At 42.8% G+C, this 25,181-nt stretch carries 28 protein-coding genes and 3 pseudogenes; 19 read left to right on the top strand and 12 right to left on the bottom strand.

Annotated features, from left to right (window positions below; translation table 11 throughout):
* Nucleotides 1-24 precede the first annotated feature (24 nt).
* Nucleotides 25-486, bottom strand: a complete 462-nt coding sequence (locus tag ACTWJ7_RS18400) for a Calx-beta domain-containing protein (RefSeq protein ID WP_443145733.1) — start codon at nt 484-486, stop codon at nt 25-27.
* Nucleotides 468-1,523 (bottom strand): FG-GAP repeat domain-containing protein, encoded by a 1,056-nt coding sequence (locus ACTWJ7_RS18405; RefSeq protein WP_443145734.1) that lies wholly within the window; start codon nt 1,521-1,523, stop codon nt 468-470. The genes ACTWJ7_RS18400 and ACTWJ7_RS18405 overlap by 19 nt, the downstream gene beginning before the upstream one ends.
* A gap of 282 nt (nt 1,524-1,805) precedes the next feature.
* Here ACTWJ7_RS18405 and ACTWJ7_RS18410 point away from each other — a divergent pair, with 282 nt between their 5' ends.
* The 14 genes and pseudogenes from ACTWJ7_RS18410 to ACTWJ7_RS18475 all read left to right on the top strand — a co-directional run bounded on the left by ACTWJ7_RS18410 (nt 1,806) and on the right by ACTWJ7_RS18475 (nt 13,854).
* Nucleotides 1,806-2,447 carry a hypothetical protein gene (locus tag ACTWJ7_RS18410; protein WP_301876990.1) on the top strand — a complete coding sequence of 214 codons (642 nt, stop codon included), beginning with the start codon at nt 1,806-1,808 and terminating at the stop codon, nt 2,445-2,447.
* A 97-nt stretch (nt 2,448-2,544) separates the two neighbouring features.
* Nucleotides 2,545-2,952: an immunity 53 family protein gene (locus ACTWJ7_RS18415; protein WP_443145735.1), complete on the top strand. Its 408-nt coding sequence runs from the start codon at nt 2,545-2,547 to the stop codon at nt 2,950-2,952.
* A 188-nt stretch (nt 2,953-3,140) separates the two neighbouring features.
* Nucleotides 3,141-3,716, top strand: a complete 576-nt coding sequence (locus tag ACTWJ7_RS18420; RefSeq protein ID WP_079345306.1) for a dihydrofolate reductase family protein — start codon at nt 3,141-3,143, stop codon at nt 3,714-3,716.
* A gap of 174 nt (nt 3,717-3,890) precedes the next feature.
* Nucleotides 3,891-5,078, top strand: coding sequence for an NAD(P)/FAD-dependent oxidoreductase (locus ACTWJ7_RS18425; protein WP_301876986.1), 1,188 nt, complete (start codon nt 3,891-3,893; stop codon nt 5,076-5,078).
* A 33-nt stretch (nt 5,079-5,111) separates the two neighbouring features.
* Nucleotides 5,112-5,366 carry a sigma factor gene (locus ACTWJ7_RS18430; RefSeq protein WP_443145736.1) on the top strand — a complete coding sequence of 85 codons (255 nt, stop codon included), beginning with the start codon at nt 5,112-5,114 and terminating at the stop codon, nt 5,364-5,366.
* A complete protein-coding gene (locus ACTWJ7_RS18435) occupies nt 5,345-6,028 on the top strand; it encodes a sigma factor-like helix-turn-helix DNA-binding protein (RefSeq protein WP_443145737.1) in 684 nt (227 codons plus the stop codon). The genes ACTWJ7_RS18430 and ACTWJ7_RS18435 overlap by 22 nt, the downstream gene beginning before the upstream one ends.
* A 563-nt stretch (nt 6,029-6,591) precedes the next feature.
* Nucleotides 6,592-6,975 (top strand): hypothetical protein, encoded by a 384-nt coding sequence (locus ACTWJ7_RS18440; RefSeq protein ID WP_079345312.1) that lies wholly within the window; start codon nt 6,592-6,594, stop codon nt 6,973-6,975.
* 458 nt (nt 6,976-7,433) lie between these two features.
* A pseudogene (locus ACTWJ7_RS18445) lies at nt 7,434-9,172 on the top strand (ABC-F family ATP-binding cassette domain-containing protein).
* 365 nt (nt 9,173-9,537) lie between these two features.
* Complete coding sequence (locus ACTWJ7_RS18450; protein ID WP_079345316.1) at nt 9,538-10,377, top strand: methyl-accepting chemotaxis protein; 840 nt, start codon at nt 9,538-9,540, stop codon at nt 10,375-10,377.
* A gap of 445 nt (nt 10,378-10,822) precedes the next feature.
* Complete coding sequence (locus tag ACTWJ7_RS18455) at nt 10,823-11,488, top strand: helix-turn-helix domain-containing protein (protein ID WP_443145738.1); 666 nt, start codon at nt 10,823-10,825, stop codon at nt 11,486-11,488.
* A 215-nt stretch (nt 11,489-11,703) separates the two neighbouring features.
* Nucleotides 11,704-12,252, top strand: coding sequence for an alpha/beta hydrolase family protein (locus ACTWJ7_RS18460; protein ID WP_443145739.1), 549 nt, complete (start codon nt 11,704-11,706; stop codon nt 12,250-12,252).
* Nucleotides 12,249-12,731, top strand: a complete 483-nt coding sequence (locus tag ACTWJ7_RS18465; RefSeq protein ID WP_443145740.1) for a hypothetical protein — start codon at nt 12,249-12,251, stop codon at nt 12,729-12,731. The genes ACTWJ7_RS18460 and ACTWJ7_RS18465 overlap by 4 nt, the downstream gene beginning before the upstream one ends.
* 35 nt (nt 12,732-12,766) lie before the next feature.
* Nucleotides 12,767-13,381 carry a heparan-alpha-glucosaminide N-acetyltransferase domain-containing protein gene (locus ACTWJ7_RS18470; protein ID WP_443145741.1) on the top strand — a complete coding sequence of 205 codons (615 nt, stop codon included), beginning with the start codon at nt 12,767-12,769 and terminating at the stop codon, nt 13,379-13,381.
* Nucleotides 13,354-13,854 (top strand): DUF418 domain-containing protein, encoded by a 501-nt coding sequence (locus tag ACTWJ7_RS18475; protein ID WP_443145742.1) that lies wholly within the window; start codon nt 13,354-13,356, stop codon nt 13,852-13,854. Before ACTWJ7_RS18470 ends, ACTWJ7_RS18475 begins: the two co-directional genes overlap by 28 nt.
* Nucleotides 13,855-13,922: 68 nt before the next feature.
* Here the strand turns inward: ACTWJ7_RS18475 and ACTWJ7_RS18480 are convergent, their stop codons facing one another.
* From ACTWJ7_RS18480 to ACTWJ7_RS18490, 3 genes are read right to left on the bottom strand one after another with little or no spacing between them, the layout of a single operon-like run.
* The gene (locus ACTWJ7_RS18480; protein ID WP_443145743.1) at nt 13,923-14,927 is read right to left on the bottom strand and encodes an alpha/beta hydrolase; all 1,005 of its coding nucleotides are present in this window, start codon (nt 14,925-14,927) and stop codon (nt 13,923-13,925) included.
* A gap of 21 nt (nt 14,928-14,948) precedes the next feature.
* Entirely contained in the window at nt 14,949-15,287 is a 339-nt protein-coding gene (locus tag ACTWJ7_RS18485; protein WP_443145744.1) for a hypothetical protein, read from the bottom strand.
* A 33-nt stretch (nt 15,288-15,320) separates the two neighbouring features.
* Entirely contained in the window at nt 15,321-15,842 is a 522-nt protein-coding gene (locus tag ACTWJ7_RS18490; RefSeq protein ID WP_443145745.1) for an MBL fold metallo-hydrolase, read from the bottom strand.
* Between the two features lie 68 nt (nt 15,843-15,910).
* Here ACTWJ7_RS18490 and ACTWJ7_RS18495 point away from each other — a divergent pair, with 68 nt between their 5' ends.
* The gene (locus tag ACTWJ7_RS18495) at nt 15,911-16,348 is read left to right on the top strand and encodes a helix-turn-helix domain-containing protein (protein WP_443145746.1); all 438 of its coding nucleotides are present in this window, start codon (nt 15,911-15,913) and stop codon (nt 16,346-16,348) included.
* A gap of 23 nt (nt 16,349-16,371) precedes the next feature.
* Here the strand turns inward: ACTWJ7_RS18495 and ACTWJ7_RS18500 are convergent.
* A pseudogene (locus tag ACTWJ7_RS18500) lies at nt 16,372-16,497 on the bottom strand (manganese catalase family protein); the annotation flags it as partial.
* Nucleotides 16,498-16,637: 140 nt separating this feature from the next.
* On the opposite strand from ACTWJ7_RS18500, the gene ACTWJ7_RS18505 reads away from it, so the two are divergent.
* Nucleotides 16,638-17,156: a DUF3231 family protein gene (locus tag ACTWJ7_RS18505; protein WP_079345328.1), complete on the top strand. Its 519-nt coding sequence runs from the start codon at nt 16,638-16,640 to the stop codon at nt 17,154-17,156.
* A gap of 162 nt (nt 17,157-17,318) precedes the next feature.
* Nucleotides 17,319-18,158, top strand: coding sequence for a manganese catalase family protein (locus ACTWJ7_RS18510; RefSeq protein WP_079345330.1), 840 nt, complete (start codon nt 17,319-17,321; stop codon nt 18,156-18,158).
* A 203-nt stretch (nt 18,159-18,361) separates the two neighbouring features.
* Here the strand turns inward: ACTWJ7_RS18510 and ACTWJ7_RS18515 are convergent, their stop codons facing one another.
* On the bottom strand, nt 18,362-19,204 hold the full coding sequence (locus tag ACTWJ7_RS18515; protein WP_443145747.1) for an MBL fold metallo-hydrolase: 843 nt from the start codon (nt 19,202-19,204) through the stop codon (nt 18,362-18,364).
* Between the two features lie 174 nt (nt 19,205-19,378).
* Here ACTWJ7_RS18515 and ACTWJ7_RS18520 point away from each other — a divergent pair, with 174 nt between their 5' ends.
* Complete coding sequence (locus ACTWJ7_RS18520; protein WP_443145748.1) at nt 19,379-19,648, top strand: WGxxGxxG family protein; 270 nt, start codon at nt 19,379-19,381, stop codon at nt 19,646-19,648.
* Between the two features lie 137 nt (nt 19,649-19,785).
* Here the strand turns inward: ACTWJ7_RS18520 and ACTWJ7_RS18525 are convergent, their stop codons facing one another.
* The 3 genes from ACTWJ7_RS18525 to ACTWJ7_RS18535 all read right to left on the bottom strand — a co-directional run bounded on the left by ACTWJ7_RS18525 (nt 19,786) and on the right by ACTWJ7_RS18535 (nt 21,961).
* Nucleotides 19,786-20,670, bottom strand: a complete 885-nt coding sequence (locus ACTWJ7_RS18525) for an IS3 family transposase (protein WP_301879581.1) — start codon at nt 20,668-20,670, stop codon at nt 19,786-19,788.
* On the bottom strand, nt 20,619-20,936 hold the full coding sequence (locus ACTWJ7_RS18530) for a helix-turn-helix domain-containing protein (RefSeq protein WP_079350485.1): 318 nt from the start codon (nt 20,934-20,936) through the stop codon (nt 20,619-20,621). The genes ACTWJ7_RS18525 and ACTWJ7_RS18530 overlap by 52 nt, the downstream gene beginning before the upstream one ends.
* 395 nt (nt 20,937-21,331) lie before the next feature.
* Complete coding sequence (locus ACTWJ7_RS18535) at nt 21,332-21,961, bottom strand: LysE family translocator (protein ID WP_079345336.1); 630 nt, start codon at nt 21,959-21,961, stop codon at nt 21,332-21,334.
* 512 nt (nt 21,962-22,473) lie between these two features.
* Here ACTWJ7_RS18535 and ACTWJ7_RS18540 point away from each other — a divergent pair.
* Nucleotides 22,474-22,844: pseudogene (locus ACTWJ7_RS18540) on the top strand (winged helix-turn-helix transcriptional regulator).
* 59 nt (nt 22,845-22,903) lie between these two features.
* On the opposite strand, the gene ACTWJ7_RS18545 reads toward ACTWJ7_RS18540, so the two are convergent.
* Both ACTWJ7_RS18545 and ACTWJ7_RS18550 read right to left on the bottom strand, forming a co-directional pair.
* Nucleotides 22,904-23,974 carry an SDR family oxidoreductase gene (locus tag ACTWJ7_RS18545; protein WP_079345340.1) on the bottom strand — a complete coding sequence of 357 codons (1,071 nt, stop codon included), beginning with the start codon at nt 23,972-23,974 and terminating at the stop codon, nt 22,904-22,906.
* A 182-nt stretch (nt 23,975-24,156) separates the two neighbouring features.
* Nucleotides 24,157-25,050 (bottom strand): ketopantoate reductase family protein, encoded by an 894-nt coding sequence (locus ACTWJ7_RS18550; protein ID WP_301878464.1) that lies wholly within the window; start codon nt 25,048-25,050, stop codon nt 24,157-24,159.
* Between the last annotated feature and the right edge of the window lie 131 nt (nt 25,051-25,181).

The raw sequence follows: 25,181 nt of genomic DNA on the forward strand, positions 1-25,181 counted from the left end.
GATCCGGTGTGCCACTGTAGTTATCTATAGCGGAAAATTTCGTTGGATCAACGTGGGAGCCGTCACATCAGGTGGGGATTCATCTTCATTAATCGTTACCGTTGCGATCGTTTGATTGCCAAGCGTTGCTTCATTTGTCGGATTGGAGAGAGTTACTGAAAAAGAACGATCTCCGGAATATGAGTTATTATCTAAAATCTGGATCGTATAAGACTTGGAGATCTCCCCAGCATTAAACTCGATCATATCATCCACTGAAGTAAAATCAATGCCAGCAATCGCTGTGCCTTCAACGGTCCTGAGCCGTACTTTCGTCTGACCGTAACTACTCCCGCTACGACTCACCGTGACTGTAACTTCACCTTTATGCTCGTTCACGGAGTATGACGGATTATCAAAGCCAAGTTCGCCTTCTGCGCGACTGTTTAAGAAATGGATGGTATTTGTGCTGGCATATGCGATGTCATCTAAGCCGTCCCGTTCCAATCCCCTGAATTTAAAAAACCATAAAACGGGAAGTCTTCCTTTGTGAAAAACGTACCATCACCGGCACCGTTCAAAATAGAGGTTGACATGGAGGGCATCTGGTTATAAACGGCCAGGTCAAGCGATCCATCTCCATCATAATCACCAACAGTGATGTCCAACGGTACGTTACCGGACGGATATATAGAGGGAGGGGAGAAGTCGCCTCCTGCAACGCCGATTAAAACGAATACCCCATCCAGACCGTTGTCTGCAGCAGCGAGATCGATGACACCATCTCCATTAAAGTCTCCGGATATCAGCTTGGTCGGCATACTTCCTGGCAGACCATAGTCCTTCCTTATAAACGTACCATCTCCGCTATTAAGAAAAATACTAACATTCTCTGAGCCATTGTTAGCTACTGCCAGATCAGGTCGGCCATCAAGATTAAAGTCAGCAGAAAGGATATGTTGAGGATGGGTTCCGGATGAAATGAGTGTCGAAGCTGCTTGGAAGGTTCCCTCTCCGTTGCCGAAAAAGAGTCTGATCTGATTTGAGTCGTTGTCAGCGATCGCTAGATCCATTTGACCATCACCGTTCAAATCCGCCACAGTTAGACCCACTGGTCCGTTGCCCGTTGGGTACGATATGGGAGATTCGAAACTTCCGTCTCCACGACCTTTAAAGATAGTGACGGTATCGGAAGCATAATTGACTACCGCCAGATCAGGATGACCATCTAAATTAAAGTCCTCCACTACGATCCCTCTCGGGTTGTTGAGTCCATTTGTTAATTCATGAGTATCTCCGAACGTTCCGTCTCCATTGCCTAATAAGATGATAAGGCGATTTTGAGAAATATCCCCATAGACGGCATCTGTTTTACCGTCGCCATTCAAATCAGCAAAGGAGGAGTTAAACAGAACACTTCCCGGAAAAGTATACGAGGGGGAAACAGATTGAAACTTCGAACCTGCAGCCAGGGCTTGAAATGGAGCAATGGATATGGCCAAAGCAAAACTGGCGGCCGTTAATGCGAGTATCTTCTTTCTCATAAAAGGTTCCTCTCTAGAATATAAATTCTATATCTATCATTCACTAAGTCAGTATGGTATAGAAGCAACAACAAGAGAGTAATCTGCTAGGTTTTCAAACATCAACACCTCGCTACAATTGAATGGGGAAGCCCATACGCAAGTTAACATTATATCAAGGTTTCGTTAAGCCTAGAATCTGTATTACAAAGAATGAGACAAACTTGATACACTTACGGGGTAATGGACAGAGTGATAATGGATACTTCATGATTTAGATGCTGAAAGGAATGAAAGATGAGAATGAGCAAGTGGTATGTTGCGTTTTATTCCGTTGTATTTGTATTTGTGCTTGTGATGTTGTGGAATGAACAATCTGTTTTTCTTATAGTGGGCACTGTGCTTGTCGCCACACTTATTGCGTTTACGATTCTCGTTATCTACCCCATGGCTTGGGAAACCCGGATGGACCGTGTGGAAGCTTTTTTGCGTAAAAATCATCATACACCCTATATTTATATTTATTATGTGACTGCCAACAGACTGGATGATGAAGTCGAGATAACGATGGAGAAACTTAGAAATCAGACAACAAAAAAATCGAGGCAAGCGATATATCAGGCAGCTTACGGCGTTTATTGCAAGGACATAACTGCCGTTCGGCAAGCGGTGCTCAAGATGCGCAGATCCGATTACCGTACATATTACGAGACGTTTTTACTGTTGGAGGAAGAGAAGAGTGAACAAGCAAGGGAGCACCTGAAATCAATTAGAAGACAATGGATGCGATCCGCACTTCTTGCTGAAATAGAACGCCAATTGAATTGTCGCGATCAGGCTATCCAGCACGCTAAGGAAGCGTTGAATGCCTCCAAAGGTGTCGAGCGTTACATGCTGACTAAAGAATATGAAAGGTATTATACAAACGAGCAACAAGCACAATAAATGGATACAGTCGCGGATTGTATTCTCGTTATAATGGAGTAACAGTATCTTCAATCATGATCAATCAATATTTTATTAATGAATGATGGAGAAATTTGTGGATAGATTAGCTATGGAAAAGTGGTTTGGCTTGTCTATAGATCTGAGGGAATTCCGAAAAGAGGTAGATATGATGAACACATTAAAATGGCTTCAGAACTGGTATCTTGAAAACTGTAATGGTGATTGGGAGCATTCATACGGTGTGAAAATTGATACTGTGGATAATCCCGGTTGGTCTGTCGAAATCGACTTGACAGATACTTATTTAGAAGATGTACTGTTTGAGTCAATTGAAGAAGAGAGAAATGAAGAAGATTGGTTCTATTGTATTGTGAGAGATGGAGTGTTTCACGGTGCAGGGGGAGCAACAAATTTAGAAGAGATACTAGATTCCTTTAAAACTTGGGCTTCAAGTTTGGAGAATTATGCAGGAACCGAGGAAGATGAGACCTTGAATGGCTAAATGCCTTTCAAGGTCTTTTTATTGGTCGGGAACAAGCTAACGGGCAGTTTTGTAGAGTATAAAGTAAGGATTTTTTCTGGGTTCGTAGAATACTCCATTTGTGATTAGCTATTCATAAGAAACCACAAGCTGAAATGTTCTATAATGTAGTTAATGTATATATCCCTATGAGCAAAGGAGAACTGAAAATGAGAAAACTCGTTCTATTTTTGCACGCATCGCTTGACGGTTTTGTAGAAGGGCCAAACGGTGAAATGGACATTGGTTGGGTATCCTACGATGCTGATTTGGAGAAACACGCGAAAGAAATTCTGAGTACTGCCGACACAGTCATTTGGGGACGTGGAACTTATCAGATGATGTACAGCTACTGGCCATCTGTGCCTTCGAACCCATCAGCTTCGCAGCATGAACTGAATCACGCCGAGTGGATTGAAAAGACAACCAAAATTGTTTTTTCCACGACGCTGGAGAATGTCGAATGGAACAATTCCAGATTGGTGAAAGAAGATGTCGAGTTAGAGATCAAGAAGCTCAAAAAGCAACCAGGCAAGGATATGGTCATCCTCGGCAGTCCTAGGTTCGCACACTACCTTATGCAGCTTGATTTAATAGATGAGTATAAAATTACGATTTCTCCCGTCCTGATCGGCAGCGGGTTGCCGTTATTCCAAGGTCTCAAAGAGAAGATCAATCTTAAACTTATCGAAAACAAGACATTTGATTCTGGAGCCATAGGCCTCGTTTACCAGACGGTTGGATGACCTATTACGCTAACGGGACACGATAGCTCATTGAAGACCTTTGAAGGCAGCCGCCCCCAAAGCCGGCTTGTTATTTAGATGTAGATGTCTCCGGACAAAAACATTCTATGGTCCCATGTCACATTAAAAGCCGCTATTTCGTTCTATATGCAAACTATAGAAGGAGTAGATGCTATGAAAACATGGACTTGCGTCGTCATTGGTGCCGGATATGCGGGAATTCATGCTGTTAAGGAAATCCGGAAATTGTTCAAGGATCAGGTAAATAAGTATCCGCTACGACTAGTCATAATTGACAAAAACTCTTTCCATCTGCGTAAAGTACTAATGTTTAGACCAGCCGTTACAAATGAAGAAATACGAATCCCATTGACTAAACTGTTTCCGGACGGAGTTGAATTGGTGCAGGCAATCGTCTCAAACATCAATGCGGAAGAGAAGAAGCTGCTGTATGTGAATCCTTTCGGAATGGAACATGAGATAAACTACGATATGCTCGTGGTGACCGCGGGCAGCGTAATCCGGCATCCGGAACGTGAACATGGTGGAATTGCACTTACCTCAATAGAAAATGCGCTAAAGATTCGAAGTGTGTGGCTTGCTAATCTAAAGCAAGCAGTTTCTGAAAATAACCCAAGAGAACGAGAGCGATTGATGCAAATTGCGATTGCAGGAGCTGGTATCAGCGGTATAGAGACTGCAGCTGAGCTTGCTTACAACGCTCGCAAGGATGCTAAACAGCTGGGACTTGACCCCCAAGCCGTAAAAATTACTCTGTACAATGCACACCAACGTCTATTTCTAGACGGTCCCGCTAAAGTAGGAATGAAGCTGGAACATCTCCTCCAAGACATCGGAATAAACACCATGCATAATAAACGTGTAATCAAGGAAAAAGAAGGGGTTCTATGGTTATCGAGTGGCGAAAGGCAGCCAGTAGGCCTGTGTATATGGACACTTGGGCTGCAGCCCAATCCCATGTTGCCCACGATCGGCTTGCCTGTTACGCCCGAAGGATACGTGCATGTTGACGTCAGTTACAGGGTAGCGAATATGCCCGGTATATACAGTATCGGTGACTGCGCCAGAATCGTGGACCCGATTAACGGGCATGTCGATGGCAAGACGTGCAAGGAAGCAATTCCCCAAGCGGCTCGGCTTGCCAGAATTATGCTAGCAGACCTCAAAGGACACCCAGCACCGGTTCATGAAAGCTATATTAAATCGTTTAGCATCGGGCTAGGTCCTGACAAAGGTTTAACCTGGGTGAACAAATGGGGGCTCGATTTCGTCATCACAGGTAGATTGAGTTGGAAAATTAAAAATTATACTTGGGATACAGCTAGTATGTTAAAGAATTGAATAGGAATGGAGACGGAATAGGAGGTGGTGAAGATGGAGGAGCTATACAGACAATATAAAAAGTTATTGCTCACACTGGCTTATCAGATGACAGGAACATGGTCCGATGCGGAAGACGCCGTACAGGACGTTTTTATGAAAGTTTGCGATGTAAACCCGGCTGGTCTGACCGAAGAGCCAAAGGCGTATTTGTGTAAAATGGTCGTCAATCGCTGCCGGGACCTGTATAAATCGGCTCGTCGGCGGAGGGAACACTATGTCGGAGAGTGGCTCCTGAACCCATCCTGACTTCGGAGGACGATCCGCTCAATTTCATAGTCCGCGATGAGCTGCTATCCTATGCAGTCTTGGTACTGCTAGAGAAGCTTTCTCCAGCAGAAAGGGCAGTGTTCGTATTGCGGGAAGCTCTCGGTATCGAGTATGCGGGTATAGCCGAGATCATCGGTAAAAGCGAGGTGAACTGCAGGAAGATTTTTAGTCGGGCTAGGGAAAAGATGGGTATCAGTGGGATGGAGCGTGATGTTGCCGATACTCATAGAGAGACGTGGATTCGCAGGTTTGTTTCCGCGCTAGAGCAAAACAACACAGAGCAGGTTATTTCTATGCTAGCAGACGATGTCGTGCTCATCTCCGATGGGGGTGGAAAAGTTCTTGCCGCTGTTCGCCCGATCACATACCGTGTTGCTGTTACCAAATTCCTTTTTGGTATTTTCCATAAATCATTCCAACATGAGGGCGGTATTCATTTAGAGATGAGCGAGATCAACGGTCAAATCGGAGTCGTTATCCGTTTAGGTGAGCAAGTCGATACTGTAGCGCTGATCCATAATGAAGGACATTCAATTCGCAACATTTATCTTATCCGAAATCCGGATAAACTTGGATTTTTCAACATTCCTGGGGGTTATGAAGAGGAAACAGGTACAACTCAAACGAGAGACAATGATTAAAATTAATGACCAGCATGAAGCTGTCGACGCTGATCGGCAGCTTCATATGAAGTTATATAGGAGACTAGTGTCGAGGAACAGGAACATTGTGTTATCCCTAAAATTAGAAATGAGAGGAGTGATGTCTTATGAGAAGATATTTAATCGATAATAGGGCAAATAAAAATCAGGGGATTACGTATAAATAGCCCTGGAAACTACGTGAATCCCCAAAGTTGAGGGGGACGATTATATGAATCAACAGCCGATTAAGTTCAAGATTGACAATGTATGGTACCGTTTTCCGGAAGCCCTAGAGATGCAATTTCTAGGTTAATGGTTGCCGTGCCGTTGTACAAGACCTTAGAACATCCATATCTCATTAGTCTTATCGATCATTTTGAAACGAAAGATGGGTATGCTGCTATATATGAATGATTTAATGGCGCATGCCTGCATTCACATTAGTTTTTTGCCGTTTAACCAAACATAGTCATCCTGAATCGCCTTTCTACAGATTCAAACAGTTATCCATAGAGAAAAGGTTGCAGTCACTTGATGCCATATATGAGTTCCACAAATAAGTGGAGGCCAAAGGCTACGTTGCGGTTGATTTTTATGATAGTAGTATTCTCTATGATTTTTCAAAGGATTTAACCATGATCTGTGACATCGACTTCTACAGGTTGGCACCTTCCGTAAATGACACGAGGGAGAACTTTTGGGGAGCAAGACGTTCGAAATCTCCGAAAGAGTTTATATTAGGTGCACCTATTGATGCAAGAACGAATGTTTTCACGATGGGAGCTATCGCTTTTGGATTAATTGGTGGTGAAATCGATCATTCGTTTTCAAAATGGGAAGCAAACAGATCACTTTACGAGGTCGCTTTACGAGCAGTTAGTAAGGATCGAGAACAACGATATAAAACTACTAATGATTTTATAACTTGCTTGGAATTCAGTTAAAAATTAAACCGCGTATGAGTATACAAAACCGAACACTACAGTCATACAATACGTGGAACAAATGTTGGAAAATAAATACAGCAGTTAACATGTTACACAAATAAAAAGTGTAGCCTCCGTATTGCGGCAGGATACACTTTTTTTGTTCATTTCCCTGCATTTCCAGGAATGATTTGAACAGCATCATGATTTTGTTTGATGTATTTTCATGGGAGTGGATAAACGTCCAGGCGGCTTTTTCTTCCATCGTTTTTGATGGATCTTCATTGTCGTAAGCAATGGTTGATTCTGAAAATCGTCCAACAAGCCACCATTCGAAAAAAGTATTAGAATCTCGAAGGGAGGGTAAGAGCTAGAAATGGATTGTACTTGGGGGTAAACAGTGTTACTCTAAAAGTCTGTGTTCGACAAGAAATTCAATAATAGTCACCATTTTAGTTATAAAGAAAGGTAACACTATGATAAAAGTTGATAACTTATCCTTCTCATTTCCGCAAAAGGAACTATATAAAGACATCTCATTTACGCTTGAAGAGGGACAACATTGCGCTTTTATAGGAACAAGCGGCAGTGGAAAAAGTACATTGATCGATATACTGATGGATCCGGAAAGATATTTGTTCGATGGCAAGTTAGAGATAGACCCAGATTGCAGAATAGGGTATGTGAGTCAGTTCTTGCAAGTTGACAAAACGAAAGAAATGACCGTCTTTGAATATATCGGAGAAGAATTTATTAAGATACAAGATGAAATTACATCGATTTATGCTGAAATGGAAACCACATCAGATATGGATTCGTTGCTGGAAAAGGTTCAATTCGCTTTAGACGCATTCGATTCGATGGATGGGGATAATTACGAAAACACCATTAATAAGCAACTAAACTTGGCCAACCTCATGAAGCTCAAAGATCTTAGTATATCCGACGTGAGTGGTGGGGAATTCAAACTTATTCAAGTGATGAAGGAAATGCTTAATCGTCCAGACTTAATGATTATGGACGAACCCGATGTATTTTTGGACTTTGAAAACCTAAATGCGCTTAAAAAACTTATTAATTCCCACAAGGGAATGCTGCTAGTTGTTACGCACAACCGATATCTATTGAATCATTGTTTCAACAAAATTATACACCTTGAAAACACGGAGATCCAAGAGTTTGATGGGCGATATATTGATTATAACTTCTCGCTGCTTCAGACTAAGATCGAGCTGCAAGAAATCGCGGTTGCTGAAGCTGAAGAAATTGAGAGATACGATCACATCATCGACAATCTTAGAGAGATCGCCACGTATAATTCGGAAGCCTCCAGAGGCAGAGCGTTAAAAGCCAGAGTTAGGTTTCAAGAAAGATTGGAAGCACGTAGAATCAAAGCGCCATTTGTTGATATTAAGCAGCCGGATATTACGTTTGGTATCGATCATGAAATGGAAGACACCGTTATAGTAAATGTCCATGATTATAGTGTTTCCTTTGATGAGCTGCTTTTAGAAAATGTTAACTTTGAGATCAAATCTACAGATAAAGTAGCTATTATCGGCCCAAACGGTACCGGTAAAACGACTTTGCTTCGGGAAATCTTTAAAAATAATCATGATTCCATTGAAATCAATGCTGATGTTAAAGTGGCTTATTTGTCTCAGCTTCAAGGCGAAACGCTAGAGGATTCCAATACGATACTAAATGAGTTCATCGATGCCGGGTTTAAAACGTATGATGAGATTAGATCGTATCTTTCAAACTATGGCTTTGAAGGAGAAATCCTTGATCAAAAGATAGAATCTTTATCTGGTGGAGAAAAAACCTGCTTCAATTGGCTAAAATTTCTGCCAGCAAAGCAAACGTATTGCTTCTTGATGAACCGACAAGCCATTTAGACACCTATACACAAATAGCACTGGAGAAAGCCATTGAGGACTATAAAGGTGCGATTCTCATGATTTCTCATGATTTCTATTCTGTTGTAAATGGTATGGATTATGTTTTAATCATTGAGGATAAAACGATTAGAAAAATGAGTATGGAAGAATTTAGAGAGAGGATTTATGCGAGTCACTTTAATAGAGACTATTTAGAAACGGAACAAAAGAAAAAATCAGTTGAAATGAAAATAGAATTGGCTTTGAAAGATACTAATTTTGAATTTGCAAAAGTATTAGTGGATGAACTAGAAGAGATCATTAAGTTGCTTTAAATTAGTTAGAGTGAAAAGGGCTAAAGTGAATTAGTTTGAGTCAACGATGAAACATGATGTTTGTGGAAAAGTATCAATAAAAAGACACTGATGAATAAAATATCAGTGTCTTTTTACTGCATTGATTTCTTGATAGCTCTTGCCAAGAGGGAAATATCAGTACCAACTTCGTGAAGAAAATACAGGTACCAAGATCATCCATCCGTAAACGATTTTGATCGTCGTGTCTTATGTATTGGCCCTCGGAGCAACGATATGTATGTAAAGTATACGAAATACGCTTAACAATGAAATAACATTTTAAAGGTACAATATAATTTGAGTACATAAAGTGGAGTTATTATGCGTATAGAGGAGAGGTTTAATTGGAACTCACAGCAAGTCGCTCTGAATTATTGGAGAGTATTTTCAAAGCTGCGCCGTTTTTTGCCCAGCTTTGCCAGAAAGAAGATATTGCGCTAGCTATCTCTGACAAAGAGAAATTAATATTTTATTCGCCAGACCGCAGCAATCCATTGGATGTAAAACCTGGTTCACTAATCTCCAAAGGTCAAGGTATTGAAATTGCGATGACAACCAGACAAATGGCCATCAAGTCTATTCCGAAAGAAGTGTTTGGCATCCCATCGCGCACAATTGCCATTCCTGTAATCAATGAGAACGATGAGGTGGTCGGCGCGATTGCGTTCGGAGTTAGCTTGGCCAGGCAGTCCAAGCTGTCTGACTTGGCAGAACTGCTCGTTTCGGCCAATACACAAATTACGGCAAGTATAAGCAATTTGCTGCAAACGTCCAAAGAGCTTCGGGAAGCACAGGAATCGATGAGCAAGTCAGCGGATCAAACGAAGAAAGAAGTTCTGGAGACAACGAAGATTACCGATGTAGTAAAAAGGATCGCCACGCAGACGAACATCATTGGACTTAATGCTGGTATTGAAGCGACACGTGCAGGCAGCGCAGGTAGAACGTTCCAGGTTGTAGCCAACGAAGTGCGTAAGCTGGCCGGCGATAGTGTGAATGCGGTACAGCAAGCCGAAGAGCGTATCGGCCGTATGAGGGAGAAGGTAGAGACGATTCTCTCCAAGACCTCCGCGGTCGACGCGACGGTGCTGCGTCAGTCCGTGGAATTCAAGGAAATTGAAGAGACATTAGCCAGTCTAAATGATTTGTCGAATCGCTTACTGGAAGCTTCGAGAAATTTTTAAGTATAATAGGACAGTCCTGGTCAAATGTGTATATAGATGGAATTGTCCGTATCAGGATGAACGTATCAAAGAAGATGTTCAATCCATGGTTTCTTTTACATCTCAGAAGATCGCAATTTTTATTATGAGCGCCCCAGATAAAGAGAATATACAGCTTCAAAGATCAGTTGATAAATATGTAAACAAATTGAGTTTTTAAAACCCGTTGAGCTAAATCAACGGGTTATTTTTTATTGTGTGTAGTTGGTAACAAACGTAGGTGATATCAGCCGCGCTAATTTTGTGGCTTTTTTTAATATATAGATACACGTTTTTGTTGGAAGTTAGACAAGCATATACTTCGAGAGAAGCGATTCAAATTCTTTTTTTATTTTTCATGACTTGACCTTAGGTCTGACCTAAGGTGTATGCTTAACTCATATTCAAGGAGATGGGGAGAAAACAGTTGAAACCGGAAATTACCATTAGCGAGTTCGCTAAACTCATGGGTGTATCCGTGCATCAAATTCGCTATTTCGAGGAAAAAGGCATATTGTATCCGTCCTACATGGACGAAAATCAATATCGGATGTATGGCATTCATGAGATTTATCGGCTTTCACATATTTTGTTGCTTCGAAAGGCGGGCTTGTCTGTACAAGCTATTCGGGATTGGAGTGACCAAGGGACGCCGGATGACATGAAAGAATTGCTCGAACAGTCGGTTTCCAAGATCGAGGAGGAGATGCACAAGCTTCGAAAATTAAGCGATTTGATCGGGAAGGTGCTGGACGAGAACGAGCGATATGGACAGAAGACACCTTCCTTTCAGGTGATTCAACGTGATTCGTTCGCTCTGTCTTCATGGTTCGAAACGGACATTGAGACCGAGCTAAATGCTCGCATGTTGACCGAGCAGCAGGATAAGTTGCCAACACTGTTCGAAACCGACATTCATTACATATACGAAGGCGGATCTCGTGTGATGTTGTGCACCCAAATGCAAGACACTCCAGGAGACATTGTGTTGCGAGCTGGCGAGTATTTATCATACCGTTTCTCGATCCAGGGGAAGAAGGGCTTGAGCAACATACCGCTCAATTCCAAGCCTTTGCGGATTGCCATAAACTGAATTTGACGGTACCCAAATTCTTGTGGAGAAGTCATACTTGTCGCTGTTTACACAAGAAAGCATACATTACGAACTGCTTGCTCGTATTGATTCAGTTGAAAGTGACGCTACGGAAAAGGGGAGAATCAGTGAGCATCCAGCCAACGATTCATATGGAACGAATTTATATGATTCGCGAAATATAGAATGAAAACGGGAAAGGAATGTCGATAAAAATGAAGAAAAAATGGGGGATTCCACTCTTAATCATCCTGCTGTTCTTTGGAGGAACGGGTGCATATATTTTAAAACAGAACAGTTTTGACATGATCGAACAAGCCGTAGAAATTAGCACGCCACAAGGCAAGCTGACGGGAGTGCTAATATTACCTGAGCACTATAGCAGCAAGCTTGGTTTGGTGTTGTTTATTCATGGAGATGGTGCAATTGATGCAACGCACGATGATGGATATAAACCGCTTTGGGAACGACTTGCTTCGCTGGGCTATGCTTCATTGTCGATGGACAAACGCGGAATTAGCGGATCAGAAGGTAACTGGCTGGACCAGACTATGGAAGATCGAGTGGAGGAAGCACAACAGGTGTTGGCCTGGGCGAGGCAGCAGCCAGAAATCGACGCGAATCGCATCGGCGTATGGGGCGCGAGCCAGGCAGGATGGGTTATTCCCAAACTGGCGGGCAAAGAACAGTTAGCCTTTAGTATTCTCGTCTCTCCAGCAATCAATTGGCTGACACAGGGGAATACAACACGCGTAGTCAAATGACAAAAGAAGGTCGATCCTCGCTTGAGATTGAGGAGCAGGTGAATGCAGATAACCGTATTAAGGATTTGCTAAAGGCAGGCGCTTCCTATGCTGAATATGTGAGTGCTGCGGGCCCTGACAATGTCATGTCCAAAGATCGGTGGAACTTCGTGAGCAAGAATTATCTTGCCGATGCTACCAACGATATTTACAATTTTAATTCGCCAGTCCTGCTCATGCTTGGAGATCATGATATTCATGTGGATATAAAGGAAACAGAAGAAGTATACAAGGAACACATATCTCCATCTGATCTGTTACATGTCAGAATGTTAAAGGCTACAGAGCATTCCATGCTCTCTACTGCGACAGCCGATTCGCCCACGCGTGCTTTGTTGATTAGCCTGTTTGCGCCGAGGGATATTACAGTCAAGGGATACATGGAGGAAATTACTCATTTCCTGCAATCCAATCATCTAACGAATGCGTTGCAGCCATAAAATCGGATAACATCCAGGTTGCCGGGGGGAAAGACATGCAAGTCAAGGTACCGTATGGAAGAATCATCGGCCTGGACCTGGCTAGAGCGATGGCCATTATAGGTATGATGATAGTCAATTATAAATTAGCTATGGAGGCTCAAAATGGAGAACCTCAATGGTTGAGGTTTGCAACAGAACTTTTCGAGGGTAGAGCTTCCGCGCTGTTCGTCATTCTTGCAGGCGTGGGTGTGTCCCTCATGGCGGCCCGTGCGAGAGCTTCTGGAGAAGTGAAACAGTTGAAGGCAATCCGAAGTACGCTATTTCGCAGGGCTGCATTTCTGTTCTTGGCCGGGATCGGGTTGCTAGTCATGGGCTGGAGCGCTGACATTCTTCACTATTATGCACTGTTCATTGCGCTATCGGCCTTGTTACTCCGATTATCAGACAAAACGATTTTCACATGGATGATACTAATTCTGATAACAACGGAAATTCAATTGATATATCTTGACTACAGTTACGGTTGGTCAGAAAATTATCATGAGTATGTTGGGCTCTGGACATGGTCCGGATTTGTACGAAATCTGCTGTTTAACGGGTTTCACCCCTTTTTCCGTGGTTTGGCTTCTTTCTGCTTGGATTGTGGATCGGGCGCAAGGATTGGCTGAAACAACAGGATAACAGAAACCGATTGCTTGGAATTACCATCGCTATTACGATAGTGGCGGAGCTCTTTTCACACCTTATCATTCGTGAACTTACGCCGGGTCTGGGGTCTGAAGCCACGCAATCGCTCTTTGGAACTAAACCGATGCCGCCCAATCTGATCTATTTCTGTTCGGCAGCCGCATCGGCGCTGTCCATAATGGTCCTGTGCATTAAAGTGGGTGAGCGATGGAAAGAGAGTAGATGGATGCAAGCATTAATCAGCACGGGCCAGCTGTCCCTTACCCATTACGTTGCTCACATTGTGCTTGGTCTTGTCCCGCTTCAATGGCTAGGACTGTTAGAGAATGGAAGTGTTGTATTTTCTACGATCTACGCTTTCCTTTTCTATGTTGCTATGATAATCGCATCGGTGTATTGGAAGAAACGTCATAATCGTGGGCCGCTGGAACTATTAATGCGAAGTTGGGAATGAAAACTATAGGGGCAACGGAATGTTCAAACCGAATGATTCTGCTTCCCTCGCTGAGTCAGTTGCGTTGTTTATAGACCCGCTGGTGTGTAATTCTCGTCTAGAAAAGATTGAACAGCTTGGAACGCTTGAACTCTATTTTTCTCGAGCAGAACCATGTGAGTTCCTTCTCCGATTTCCACCCAACGGCGATATGAGGCTCCGGTTAAGGAAGTAAAGAAATTTTGAGCCAAATCTAACGGTACATCAATATCCCACTCCGCATGAATGAGGAGTACAGGTACGGTGATATCTTTAGGTTCATAGAAGGCTTTGCCAACCGTCCAATATTCACGTATGTCTAGAATTGGCCCGTTGGTAGCGCGGATATGCTCAGGATGTACGGTCTTGCTATTAGGATCGGAAGCCAGTGTTGCTTCAACCCATTTCTCAAACCAACCGTCAGGGAGCAAGCTGTCACGTTTCCCTTCAGGAGCAGCACTTAACCAGCGTTCTTTAGTAGTACCTGGTGGAACAAGGCGATAAGAGCCAAGCGAGCCGCCAGTATCAATAGGGATTGGTTTATTGCTCAGCCACTGAGGAGCAATAAGGGTTAACTTGTTCACTTTGTTGTTATTAAGGCTTGTATATGCTCCAGCCATTGTGCCGCCCCAAGACATCCCAAGTACATTGACCTTCGATAGATTGCGGTGCTTCAGGACGAAGTCTACAGCCGAGCCAAAGTCACGAACTCCGGTTTCTGTACGGACAAGCGGAGGATTCTGATCGGCAGGTTGATCCATTTCTGGCGGTCTTGTGGATCCACCATAGCCACGAACATCCACCCCATAGACGTCATAGCCATGACTAGCGAGGTAATCAAGGAAGGTAAAACCGTCTAGCTCCACATCGTATAGGCTAGCAATTGGATACGTAGCACCATGGACCATGACGATCGTCTTCTCATTAGAGAAGGCAGTCATAGATGCAGGACGTTTATTAAGGACCGATAGCTCAATCCCCGGCGTATCGCTGGCAATGTTAAATTTCTCAGATACGATGGAGATAGATTTGTTGAATGTATCGTTAGACATCATATTTTCCCTCTCTTTCTTGTATTAGATAAAGTGCCAGTTGAAGCTTTTTTCGCTTCTAGTGACGTAACCGGCTGAGCTCTCTGGGAAATGCGTACTGAAATAAATAATTGGACGATCGGCGATGTATTCCAAAGCCCAGAGGCGCGAGATTCGAGCCTGCTCACCAAATTCACAGTACATAGAATTCCAATCTGGCCTCATGACTTGGAAGGGATGATGCATGATATCGGCCCCGAACAAAGCTTCTTCATCACCTGATGAAAGACGAATGGACATTTGTCCAATACTGTGACCTGGAGTCGGAATGAATGTAAATATATCTAGAAATTTTCCGCCTTCTGGACCAATTGTTTCCGTCATGCCAGCCTCAATGACAGGAAGTACACTCTCTTCTTAAACGTTGAAGTTCGCTTCATTTTCTTTGTTATGGCTCGCTTCGCTGGAGTAATACTCTTGTTCTTTAATAGGAAATACGTACGTTGCATTCGGGAATGTCGGTACCCATTTTCCGTCAACCAGCTTTGTATTCCAACCGACGTGATCCACATGCAAATGAGTTAGTAACACGTAATCGACTTCTTCTGGAGTAACATCTGCCTCTTGAAGTCGCTCGAGATAAGGTAGATGCAGATTAGCAAGGTCCGGATTCAGTGGCAGATTTTTATCATTACCTGTCGCTGTGTCAATAAGAATTGTATGCTGGGGTGTCTTCACGACCCAGGTGCCAATACTGACGATAAGTTGAGAGTTTTCATCAATCAAGCCCTCTGAGAAGGATTCTTTGTTCGCTTCCAAAAAAGAGGGATCCCATGTACCTGGAAAATAAATTTCAGGTGGAACGCCACTGATTACCATTTCCGTGACTCGGGTAACTGTAGTATCGCCTACGGTGTAAATCTTAGGAAGCTTAGTCATATGGTTCATCGCCTTCCTTTAAAATTTCGCTGTCAGCGAAAAAAATGAATGCGTAGGAGAAATAAAAGATGAATTCTATAGGCGCGGTCATTAGAAACACCCGCAAAAAACAGAAATTAACACTTAAAGAAGTAGCAAAGGCAGGATCCATTTCATTATCTTTTCTCAGCGAAATTGAACGGGACAAAGCGAATCCGTCGATCAGTGTTCTAAAAAGGATTGCCAATGCGTTGAATGTTAATTTTACTGATCTATTTGGAGAGAAAGAGCAAAGCATCGTTGTGAGAAAAAATGAACGTAAACCATTGGTACATTCTGAAGGCTCACGTATTACGTGGTATTCCCTTAGCGAGGGAAGTAGAAATAAGATGGGCCCCATATGGGGGTTCTTGAAGAGGGAGATAGTATTTATTACGATGCTAGGACGCCGCATAGCTATAAAAATGTATGGCGAGGAGAAACCCTGGTCATTGCCGTATCGACGCCTCCAACTTTTTAAGTTTTAATTAAAGCGCTTAATTTAATCGTCTCAATCATGCAATCCCGGACTATGCTCATTTGGAAGCTCCGGCATATACGGAAGCGGAAATCTTTGAGGAGGCATTGTAACTTTGAGTTCGCCACTATTGCAACTAGGTGATTGGCCATCTGTAATGCACCAGTTGATTCCAATTACAACTCTAGATTTATGTAGAAGTTAACTAACCAATGTTTGGTTGCTCACAAGAATATAATGATTTGATTTGGTGAAACATAATTCGGTAAAACGACATCGTATTAGGAGGAGAATTGAAGATGGGCATTTTGAGTGGCAATCCCAAAAATGAACCGCTGCATTATGGAGAAATTTTTAGTGTATGGCTATGCTCCATGGTTGCCAAAGGAGCCATTTCCTGTTATCAAGCATTCTTGAATCATGCAGGTGACAAGGATCTTAAGAAACTTCTGGATGATCTTCTGGATCAAGCCAAACTTGAAATTAAAGAATGTGATACCCTGTTGACCGAAAATGGCATTGCACCTGCCCCAATGTTGCCAGAACGACCTCCGGTGAAATTAGATGATATTCCGGCTGGCGCTAGATTCACGGATCCTGAAATTGCAGCCAAACTGGCAGCCGATACTTCATTAGGGTTAGTTGCAGCGAGTCAAGTCATTGGACAGTCTATCCGAGAAGATATCGGTGCATTATTTGCCAAATATCATGTAACCAAGACGGCTCTAGGCGTTAGAATACTGCAAATGAACAAAGAGAAAGGATGGCTAGTGCCTCCACCTCTTCAAATCAAAAGACCCGAATCTGACGAAACATAAGCAAAAATATGTTTTACTAAATGATTAGATTGTATTTAGAGACCAAGAATGGAGGTACTGCCTCTCCATTCTTGGTCTTTTTGTTATAATCCCTTGTTTAAAATCATTTGAGAAGGTTAAATACATTTTGAAATTGATCAACTACTTAATGGAGGGATTCATATGTTTCGACACCAGAAAGAGTTACAATTTGAGGTAAAAGTAGATCGCCCGGATCCCGTATTTGCACGCCAAGTCCAAGAGGTGTTAGGTGGACAGTTCGGGGAAATGACCGTTATGATGCAGTATCTTTTTCAAGGATTTAATTGTAGGGGCGAAGAAAAATACAAAGATATGCTCATGGATATCGGTACGGAAGAGATCGGCCATGTCGAAATGCTCTGCGCATTGATTAGCCAATTGCTGGATGGGGCAACACCTGCTGAGCAACAAAAAGCAGCTGAAGATCCGGTTACAGCAGCCATAATGGGCGGTATCAATCCCCAACACTTACTTGTAAGCGGTCTGGGTGGTTTACCTACTAACTCTAACGGTGTACCTTGGAACGGTTCATACATCGTGGCAAGTGGTAACCTTCTTGCAGATATGCGATCCAACCTGCATGCCGAAAGTCAGGGTCGACTTCAAGTGGCTAGACTCTATCATATGACTACCGATGAAGGTGTCCGTGCAACTTTCCGTAAAATGTTGGCACGTGACCGTTACCATCAATATCAATGGATGGCCGCGATCCAAGAACTGGAGGAGAAGAACGGAGTCGTTGTACCGGCTTCATTCCCACCTGAGGCAGAACAGGAATCCCAACCTGAAGCTTATGAGTTCTGGAATCTCTCTGAGGGAACTGAGTCAGGTGAAGGTTTATGGGCCAAAGGGAGTGCACCAGATGGAACCGGAGACTTCGTGTATATCTCCAATCCTGTACCAAAAGGACAAATTTACGAGCCTGTCATCCCGGCGACAGAACTTCACCATGATTTGAATGGAAAAACTTCTGATAAATAATAGTGTAACAGCTTTAAAATAGAGTAATTTCACGTTGTACCCAATAACTAAAATAGAGAAAAAACCTTAGAGATATTGCACATGCAGTATACTCTAAGGTTTTTGCTTTTTTTTAAGTATACTTATGATTTCAGAAATATTCTGAACGGTCAGGGACTCTTTGGGAGTTGCGATAATTGTTAATTATAATCCTACGAGGAAGTTTAATTAACGTACTTTCCATAATCCGGGATGGCTAGTTGATCAAATTCATTAACCAATTTTTCCAGACTTACTGTCAGCAATTCACCAGATATCGGCAACCCATGACCGGTTATAGCGCTGATTGGCTTTAATTCCTTGAGTTTAATAACAGATTCCTTTGCAGCTTTCCAATCTGTTGTTAAATAGCGAGGAGGGCCACTGATCTCCAACTCCTGGGTGATTACTCTATACATATACTCTTGCTTCACAGTAGTGAACGCATCACCTGCAATTAATGCTCCGTCCCGCTTCCGGAAATACGAAACATGACCCGGAGAATGTCCTGGGGTATGAATCCATGTAAACCCTGGCATGTGAGGGACAGTTCCGTCAGAAGGTAACGCATTTATGCTGCTCCCAAGGTTTATCGGATCATTTGGGAATGAACCGGACATCTTTGCTACTAAACCCCCTTCAACTGTAGGGTCTGGTTCAGGGTAGGCCTTTCCCGTAGGGGATGGCATCTCGAGTGGATGTGCATAAACGGGAACTCCCCACTTCTTGACAAGTTCTATTAACCCGCCGACATGATCAAAGTGTCCATGGGTCAAAATGACGGCTTGGGGTTTGCTATTTACACCAAAACGCTCCTCAATAACAGAGATAATTTCATCTGATGACTTTGGCATTCCGGCATCAACTAAAACGAACTCGTCAGATTCAGGGTAACCCACTAAACAGATGTTGACGATTTGAATAGTGCAGCAAAATAAATCGGGCAATACTTCAATGTCAACCCCATTTCCCATTGAAGTTAGAGGAACAGATTTGTAATCAGTTCCGTAATTCATTTCTTGTTTCATTGGGCGCATCCTCCTCAAGGTGATTGAGTAACCTTGCGGTAGTTTTCCCCAAAAGGCTGATTTCCAACAAATAAGGGCATCAAAATAATGACTACAGATCCATTATCATTCATGGAATAATGTCTTGGTTTTGGGGAGAACTTATTCTCATCACAATCAAAGGAGGTTGCTCTTATGAAAAAACAATTAACAACTGCTGTAGTTTCAGTATTATTGATGGCTACTCTAGCTGTTCCTGCATCTGCTCACGATGTGCAAGAAGCTGCTGTTGATGGAAGAGACAATAACACATACCATTACAACAGCAACAACTATAACCCAAATACCGTAAGAGCAAATTCTACAGATGACGGTAAACGTATGGACTGGGGATGGCTAGGTTTGCTTGGATTATTAGGTTTAGCTGGAATGCGTAAAAGAGTACCTGACCATTCAGATCGTTAATTGGTAATTCACTTCAAGTACAATAAGTTTAAAATCCGTATGTAATAAAATGGTTAAACAGATGAATGATCTGTTTAACAAAAAGAGCCCCATCAGAAATGGTCAAGACCCCATTTAGTAGACATTATAAAAAGACCCTAGGCTGCAAACTGGCGTCGGTACTCTACCGGCGTCAGTTTTTTTAGTTTCCGTTGTGGCCGTTTTCGGTTGTAAAAACGGATATATTTTTCGATTTTGCTTTGTGCTTCGCTAAGCGTTCGGATATGATAAGGATAGAGTCCTTCCGTTTTGAGATGCGAGAAGAAACTCTCCATCGAGGCATTGTCATAACAATTTCCTCGGCGAGACATGCTGATTCGGGCGCCAACCTTTGGCAGCATGTCGTGGTAAGCATGAGACGTGTACTGGAATCCTTGGTCGCTATGAACGACCAGTCCGGTCACGTCTTTTTGCTTCGCAAACGCCTTGCTGAATGTGCGAAGCACCAGTTCATTGTCGTTGCGTTCGCCTATTTCGTAAGCCACAATTTCGTTATTAAACAGATCCTTTATGGCTGAAAGATATATCCAGCGCTCTCCCACACGATACTGGGTAATGTCCGTTACCCATTTCTGATTCGGTTTTTCTGCACTGAAATCTCGCTTCAAGAGGTTCTCTGCTACACGCTGCGCAGGTGTATACGAGCTGCTGGAGCGCCGTTTACGACGGATTCGAGATTGAATACCGAGCATTTGCATCAGGCGGAGCACCTTTTTGTGGTTCATCCAAATCCCCTGATCTTGCCAAAGGAACAACTGGAGCTGCCGATAACCATATTTGCCTTCATATCGTTGATACGTTTGAAGCACTTGTTTCTTCGCCTTTGCGTCGCGATCGAATCGTTTACGTTTTACATAGGCATAAAATCCACTCCGTGACACGCCAAACACATCACAAAGTTTCTGGATATCACCGTATGCCGCTACTTTTTCTATGATCTGAAATCTTTCTTGTTTGCTTCCTCCTTCCAGATGACCAAGCACTTTTTTAGCAACTCATTCTCCCGTTTCAGTTTTTGTACAAAGCGGTCTTGATCCAAGTATTCTTTACGTCGACCTCGCTGATCCATCAGTCCAAACTCACCTTGTTCCCGATATTTTCGCATCCAGCGCTTCATTCGTCCTGGATCATGAATCCCCAGATGTTCATTAATCTTTCGATAAGTCCACCCCTCAACCGTATGCAAACGAATAGCCTCATTTTTTATCTTCTCCGAATACGTTTTAAACTTTTGTCCCTTAATCGCCATAAAAAAATACACCCCCTAGAATTTCATCGGCTAAACCCAGGGGTTTTTCCAATGTCTATTCTAAGGGGTGCACTTCAAAAACGAATGGGGCCTTTTTGGAGAATAGAGAAGGAGTCGAGCCTTTCAAAACCTCAGATGTTGTTTTCTGATCATTAAATTAAATGAATCATATTAAGTTTTCCCTTTTTAATCTAATGCTTAAATAGCACCCGTCGGCCAGTGTTCTATGGTTCACTTTTAGCCTAACTTGCATAAAAATGGCGAGGATCTAAAGTAACAAGTTTCATTAGGAATACACGAAAGCCCGGTTGAGTCTCGACCGGCGTTAGACCTCGTTACATAGGAGACTACGATGGTGCAAGTGTGTACAGTGGAGCAATACAAGACTAACTAACTTATCGTCGCTGAACAGCCAGCTTAACGGCAAGTCCAGCGAGTACACCGGACATAATCCAGCGCTGTGCCTTAAGCCATGTCGGGCGCTTACCGAACCAACTGGCGATCTTGCTTGCTGTAAGAACAATAAGGAGGTTCACTGTTAAACTGATTAGAATTTGCGTTATGCCCAGAATTGCACCTTGTGCAAGTAACGAGCCTTTTTCAGGATTCTGAAACTGAGGTAAAAGTGAAATATACAATACCGCTATTTTGGGATTTAGCAAATTGGTTATGAAGCCCATCAGAAATAATTTTTTGGGCTTCTCCATTGGGAGAGCAGCCGGTTCCAGTATAGTCGTAGAGCCAGGCTTAATCATCTTCCATGCGAGCCAAAACAAATATGCCGCTCCCGCCCACTTCATTGCCGTATAGATAATCGGAACGGTATTGAATATGGCGATTAGCCCCAGCATAGATGCAATGAGGTAGACGCCAAATCCCAGCATAACCCCCAACAAAGAAATAATGCCGGCCTTACGCCCTTGCGCAATGGAACGTGAGATCAGGTAAATCATATTAGGGCCGGGAGAACAGACCATCCCCAGTGATACAACTCCAAAAGCAATTAATGTTCCTAGACTAATCAATCCCTTGTGCCTCCCTATAGAAGCTATAATGTCTAAGGTAGGTTATCATAATTACAAGATGAATGTATACCATTAAGTATTACACAACTGAGGAAATTTAGCGGAGATATAGACTAAACAAAAGGGAAAAACGTTCCAACTTCACTCACTTTGTGAATATAACGTTACCTGAAAGATCCACAATGATTATTTTTGAAGGGATGTATAAATTGTCGAGGGACAAAATCATAACCCATTGAAGTCGCTATTTTAGTGGCTTTTTTGTTTTATCGGTACAAGCTCGTGTCCCGAGCCATGGACAAGAACTTGTACCGATTACCAGAATGGGCAAGAACATGTTCCTACTACCGCTTGGACGTATATCTAATCTGTATTCTACCCATTAATTGATTAAGCTAACGGGCAGGTTAGTTGTATGGGTGATAGAATAAAGTGAATAAAATACTTTTTTATATGATGTAACAAAGGATACCTGTACTTTAATTTATTTTGGAAGTGAGGCTGGATGTGATATGCATGAACCAATCAGAGTTTATAACACGGCAGTTGAAGCTCTTCTTGAAGTGATTGGAGGCAAGTGGAAGCCGGTTATTTTATTCCATCTTACCTTTGGTAAAAAACGGAACGGGGAATTGATGAAGCTGATACCTGCCATTACACAGAAGATGTTGACACAGCAACTGAATGAATTGACGGAGGCAGGGATTATCTTACGTATTTCCCATAACCAAGTTCCGCCAAAAGTGGAGTATGAGTTAACGGAATATGGGTGGAGTCTTAAAGAGATTCTTCATCTGATGTGCAAATGGGGGACGCGCATGTAGAAAAGGTTTATGGTGATCGAGGGATAATCCTGTTCAAGCCACCGACTTCTATCCTTTGAAGAACATAATTAAGCCAATTCCTGATAACTAGGAATTGGCTTATTAGTCATTATAATTTTTAAGGGATGATCTTGCGCTCACGAAGGTCTTTAAATATATTCATAAACATACTTTCAGTTTCAACGAATTCGTAAAATCCGAAACGACGAGCTTTGGAACCATCTGCGAAGAAGTCATAGTCCCAAGAGAAGACGAAGTCACCGAATGCCCAAGAAGAGACAGCTTCATAGGGAGTATTCATTAAATCATATTTTTCAATCATCGAATTCCAAAGTGGTTCTTTATCTGCCATCGTTGTTGCAAGTGAGAGGGGGAGTGGAGGTGCCGTTTCCAATTCAAAAAAAGCAGCGATTTTGGGCCAAAGTTCATTCCAGCGAAACAGATCGCCGTTGGTAATATTGAACGCCTGGTTGGCACAGCGCGGATCGGTTGCCGCCCAGACTGTCGCACGAGCGAGTAGTGATGCATCTGTCATTTCAAGAAGGGAATCAAAAGCTCCCGGTCTGCCCGGAAAGCGAAGCGCTAAGCCAAGCTCCTTAGAGATAGAAGCATATATTCCAATTACCATAGCTAAGTTCATTGGATTACCCAGAGCAAATCCACATACAACAGACGGGCGCAGGGCTGACCAGGTCCAGTTGCTTTTGGGCTGCCGATTTTCGAGAAACTGCTGCTGATCGACATTGAATTCAGGAGGCATATGATGAGCATCGGTTTCTCTTGCGGGTGTTTTAAATGGTCCCAGATGTGCACCGTAAACCTTATAGCCCTGCATTAGACTGATATGTTGAAGGTTTGGTGCGATCGGTTCGATGGTATTTACCACATTGACAAGCATCGCAAGGTTGGGCTGTACCAATTCCGCCCAGGTTGGACGATCCTGATAAGCGGCATAAAAAATATGAGTAACCGACGTTAGATCAGACAGTTTCGCCTTGGTATCTGCTTCGCTTAGTAAATCGGCCGATATATAACGTAGTCTAGGAGTATCTTTCCCTCCACGACGCGATACACCAATAATATTCCATTCCGGGAGGGTCATGAGATAATCAATAAGATTTCCTCCAATAACACCTGCAGCACCTATGACAAGTGCAGTGTAATGGGGAATAGATTGTTCGGTTTTCAATGGACATTTCTCCTTTCTCTTCTGCTCATTATTGTGGCTGAGAACAAGAGAGATGAGAAGTACGCACCTCAAAGTGATATAGGAACTTAAAAGTAATATATGTGCAGGTAGTAGGTGCTGGAGCGTGTGATGAACATCCTTAATATCAACCGTTCGCCATACTTTTTGAAGTATATGGGAAGTCATCGCCGGGCGGATATCATTTTATGAAACCTCTCGTCTAATAACATTATTTCCGCTTTTTGGCTGATGGCGTGGTTCCCAAGTTTTACATCAATTATGAAATCATTGCTCAGCATCTGGCGGTAACGGGAAATAATATCGTTGTCAGGCAATTCTCCCATTTCCTTCGTTTCGGGAGGGATTACGGGAATGCCGGCTTGCTCTACCAGATGAATGTTTTGTTTAATACCTGCGGCAATCTTGCTTAGAGTGCTTACACTTCTTGCTGTATCTATATCCACCATTCCGTCATTCGTATAGAAATGCTTGTTGACGATTGCTAACGCAGTATGCGAAATATGGAATGCTTGAATGTCTTTTTGGATTTCATAATGCAAATCCACGGATTCAAATATTTTGGCAAGCTCTTTTACTCTTTCTGTCGTCAGTCCATTTATTTCACCAAAAATGGTTCCTTGATGTTTTTCGGAACCAAATTGGGCGTATAGAACATCTTCTTTGATGTCACCACCGGCGCCCGGGAATCCCGGAAGTAAGCGATCTCCCACGATTTCAAGCCAAGAGTCATATCCAATGGTGTTGGTCAAGGTGACGATGGTCTTGCTCCGATTATGCTTGATCGCAGACAGGGCAGATTCGGCCTGATCATACCGGACTGGGACCAAAATGAAATCATAAATGTCGTCGTTATCAAGCTTTTCTATCGTCTTGATCGATATTTGCTTTATCGTTCCATTATCGTTGTATTTCAGTCCGTCCCTTTTCAGAGCCTCCAGTCTTTTTCCTCGTGCCAGTATAGTGACGTCCAGTCCCGACTGTGCGAATCGGAGTGCATATACACTGCCAATCACGCCGGCTCCAAATATCAAAAGTCTATGTGGTCTGGTGTTCAATAGGATCCTTCCTTTCAAAGAATTATTCACAGATTGTTTAAGCAACACGTGTTTGATAAGATAATAATATCGTATGCTTATGATTTCAACCGGCAGAGTTAGAGGAAAGTTGCATAGGCAACACATTGTGA

Source organism: Paenibacillus sp. 1A_MP2, assembly GCF_052244825.1.
GTDB lineage: Bacteria > Bacillota > Bacilli > Paenibacillales > Paenibacillaceae > Paenibacillus > Paenibacillus vandeheii.

Coding starts and splice junctions, on each gene's coding strand:
- ACTWJ7_RS18470 (WP_443145741.1), top strand. CDS start 12,767: ATGCAAGTCAAGGTACCGTATGGAAGAATCATCGGCCTGGACCTGGCT.
- ACTWJ7_RS18420 (WP_079345306.1), top strand. CDS start 3,141: ATGAGAAAACTCGTTCTATTTTTGCACGCATCGCTTGACGGTTTTGTA.
- ACTWJ7_RS18495 (WP_443145746.1), top strand. CDS start 15,911: ATGAATTCTATAGGCGCGGTCATTAGAAACACCCGCAAAAAACAGAAA.
- ACTWJ7_RS18510 (WP_079345330.1), top strand. CDS start 17,319: ATGTTTCGACACCAGAAAGAGTTACAATTTGAGGTAAAAGTAGATCGC.
- ACTWJ7_RS18465 (WP_443145740.1), top strand. CDS start 12,249: ATGACAAAAGAAGGTCGATCCTCGCTTGAGATTGAGGAGCAGGTGAAT.
- ACTWJ7_RS18505 (WP_079345328.1), top strand. CDS start 16,638: ATGGGCATTTTGAGTGGCAATCCCAAAAATGAACCGCTGCATTATGGA.
- ACTWJ7_RS18460 (WP_443145739.1), top strand. CDS start 11,704: ATGAAGAAAAAATGGGGGATTCCACTCTTAATCATCCTGCTGTTCTTT.
- ACTWJ7_RS18410 (WP_301876990.1), top strand. CDS start 1,806: ATGAGCAAGTGGTATGTTGCGTTTTATTCCGTTGTATTTGTATTTGTG.
- ACTWJ7_RS18430 (WP_443145736.1), top strand. CDS start 5,112: ATGGAGGAGCTATACAGACAATATAAAAAGTTATTGCTCACACTGGCT.
- ACTWJ7_RS18405 (WP_443145734.1), bottom strand. CDS start 1,523: ATGAGAAAGAAGATACTCGCATTAACGGCCGCCAGTTTTGCTTTGGCC.
- ACTWJ7_RS18480 (WP_443145743.1), bottom strand. CDS start 14,927: ATGATGTCTAACGATACATTCAACAAATCTATCTCCATCGTATCTGAG.
- ACTWJ7_RS18530 (WP_079350485.1), bottom strand. CDS start 20,936: ATGGCGATTAAGGGACAAAAGTTTAAAACGTATTCGGAGAAGATAAAA.
- ACTWJ7_RS18490 (WP_443145745.1), bottom strand. CDS start 15,842: ATGACTAAGCTTCCTAAGATTTACACCGTAGGCGATACTACAGTTACC.
- ACTWJ7_RS18425 (WP_301876986.1), top strand. CDS start 3,891: ATGAAAACATGGACTTGCGTCGTCATTGGTGCCGGATATGCGGGAATT.
- ACTWJ7_RS18515 (WP_443145747.1), bottom strand. CDS start 19,204: ATGAAACAAGAAATGAATTACGGAACTGATTACAAATCTGTTCCTCTA.
- ACTWJ7_RS18485 (WP_443145744.1), bottom strand. CDS start 15,287: ATGACGGAAACAATTGGTCCAGAAGGCGGAAAATTTCTAGATATATTT.
- ACTWJ7_RS18520 (WP_443145748.1), top strand. CDS start 19,379: ATGAAAAAACAATTAACAACTGCTGTAGTTTCAGTATTATTGATGGCT.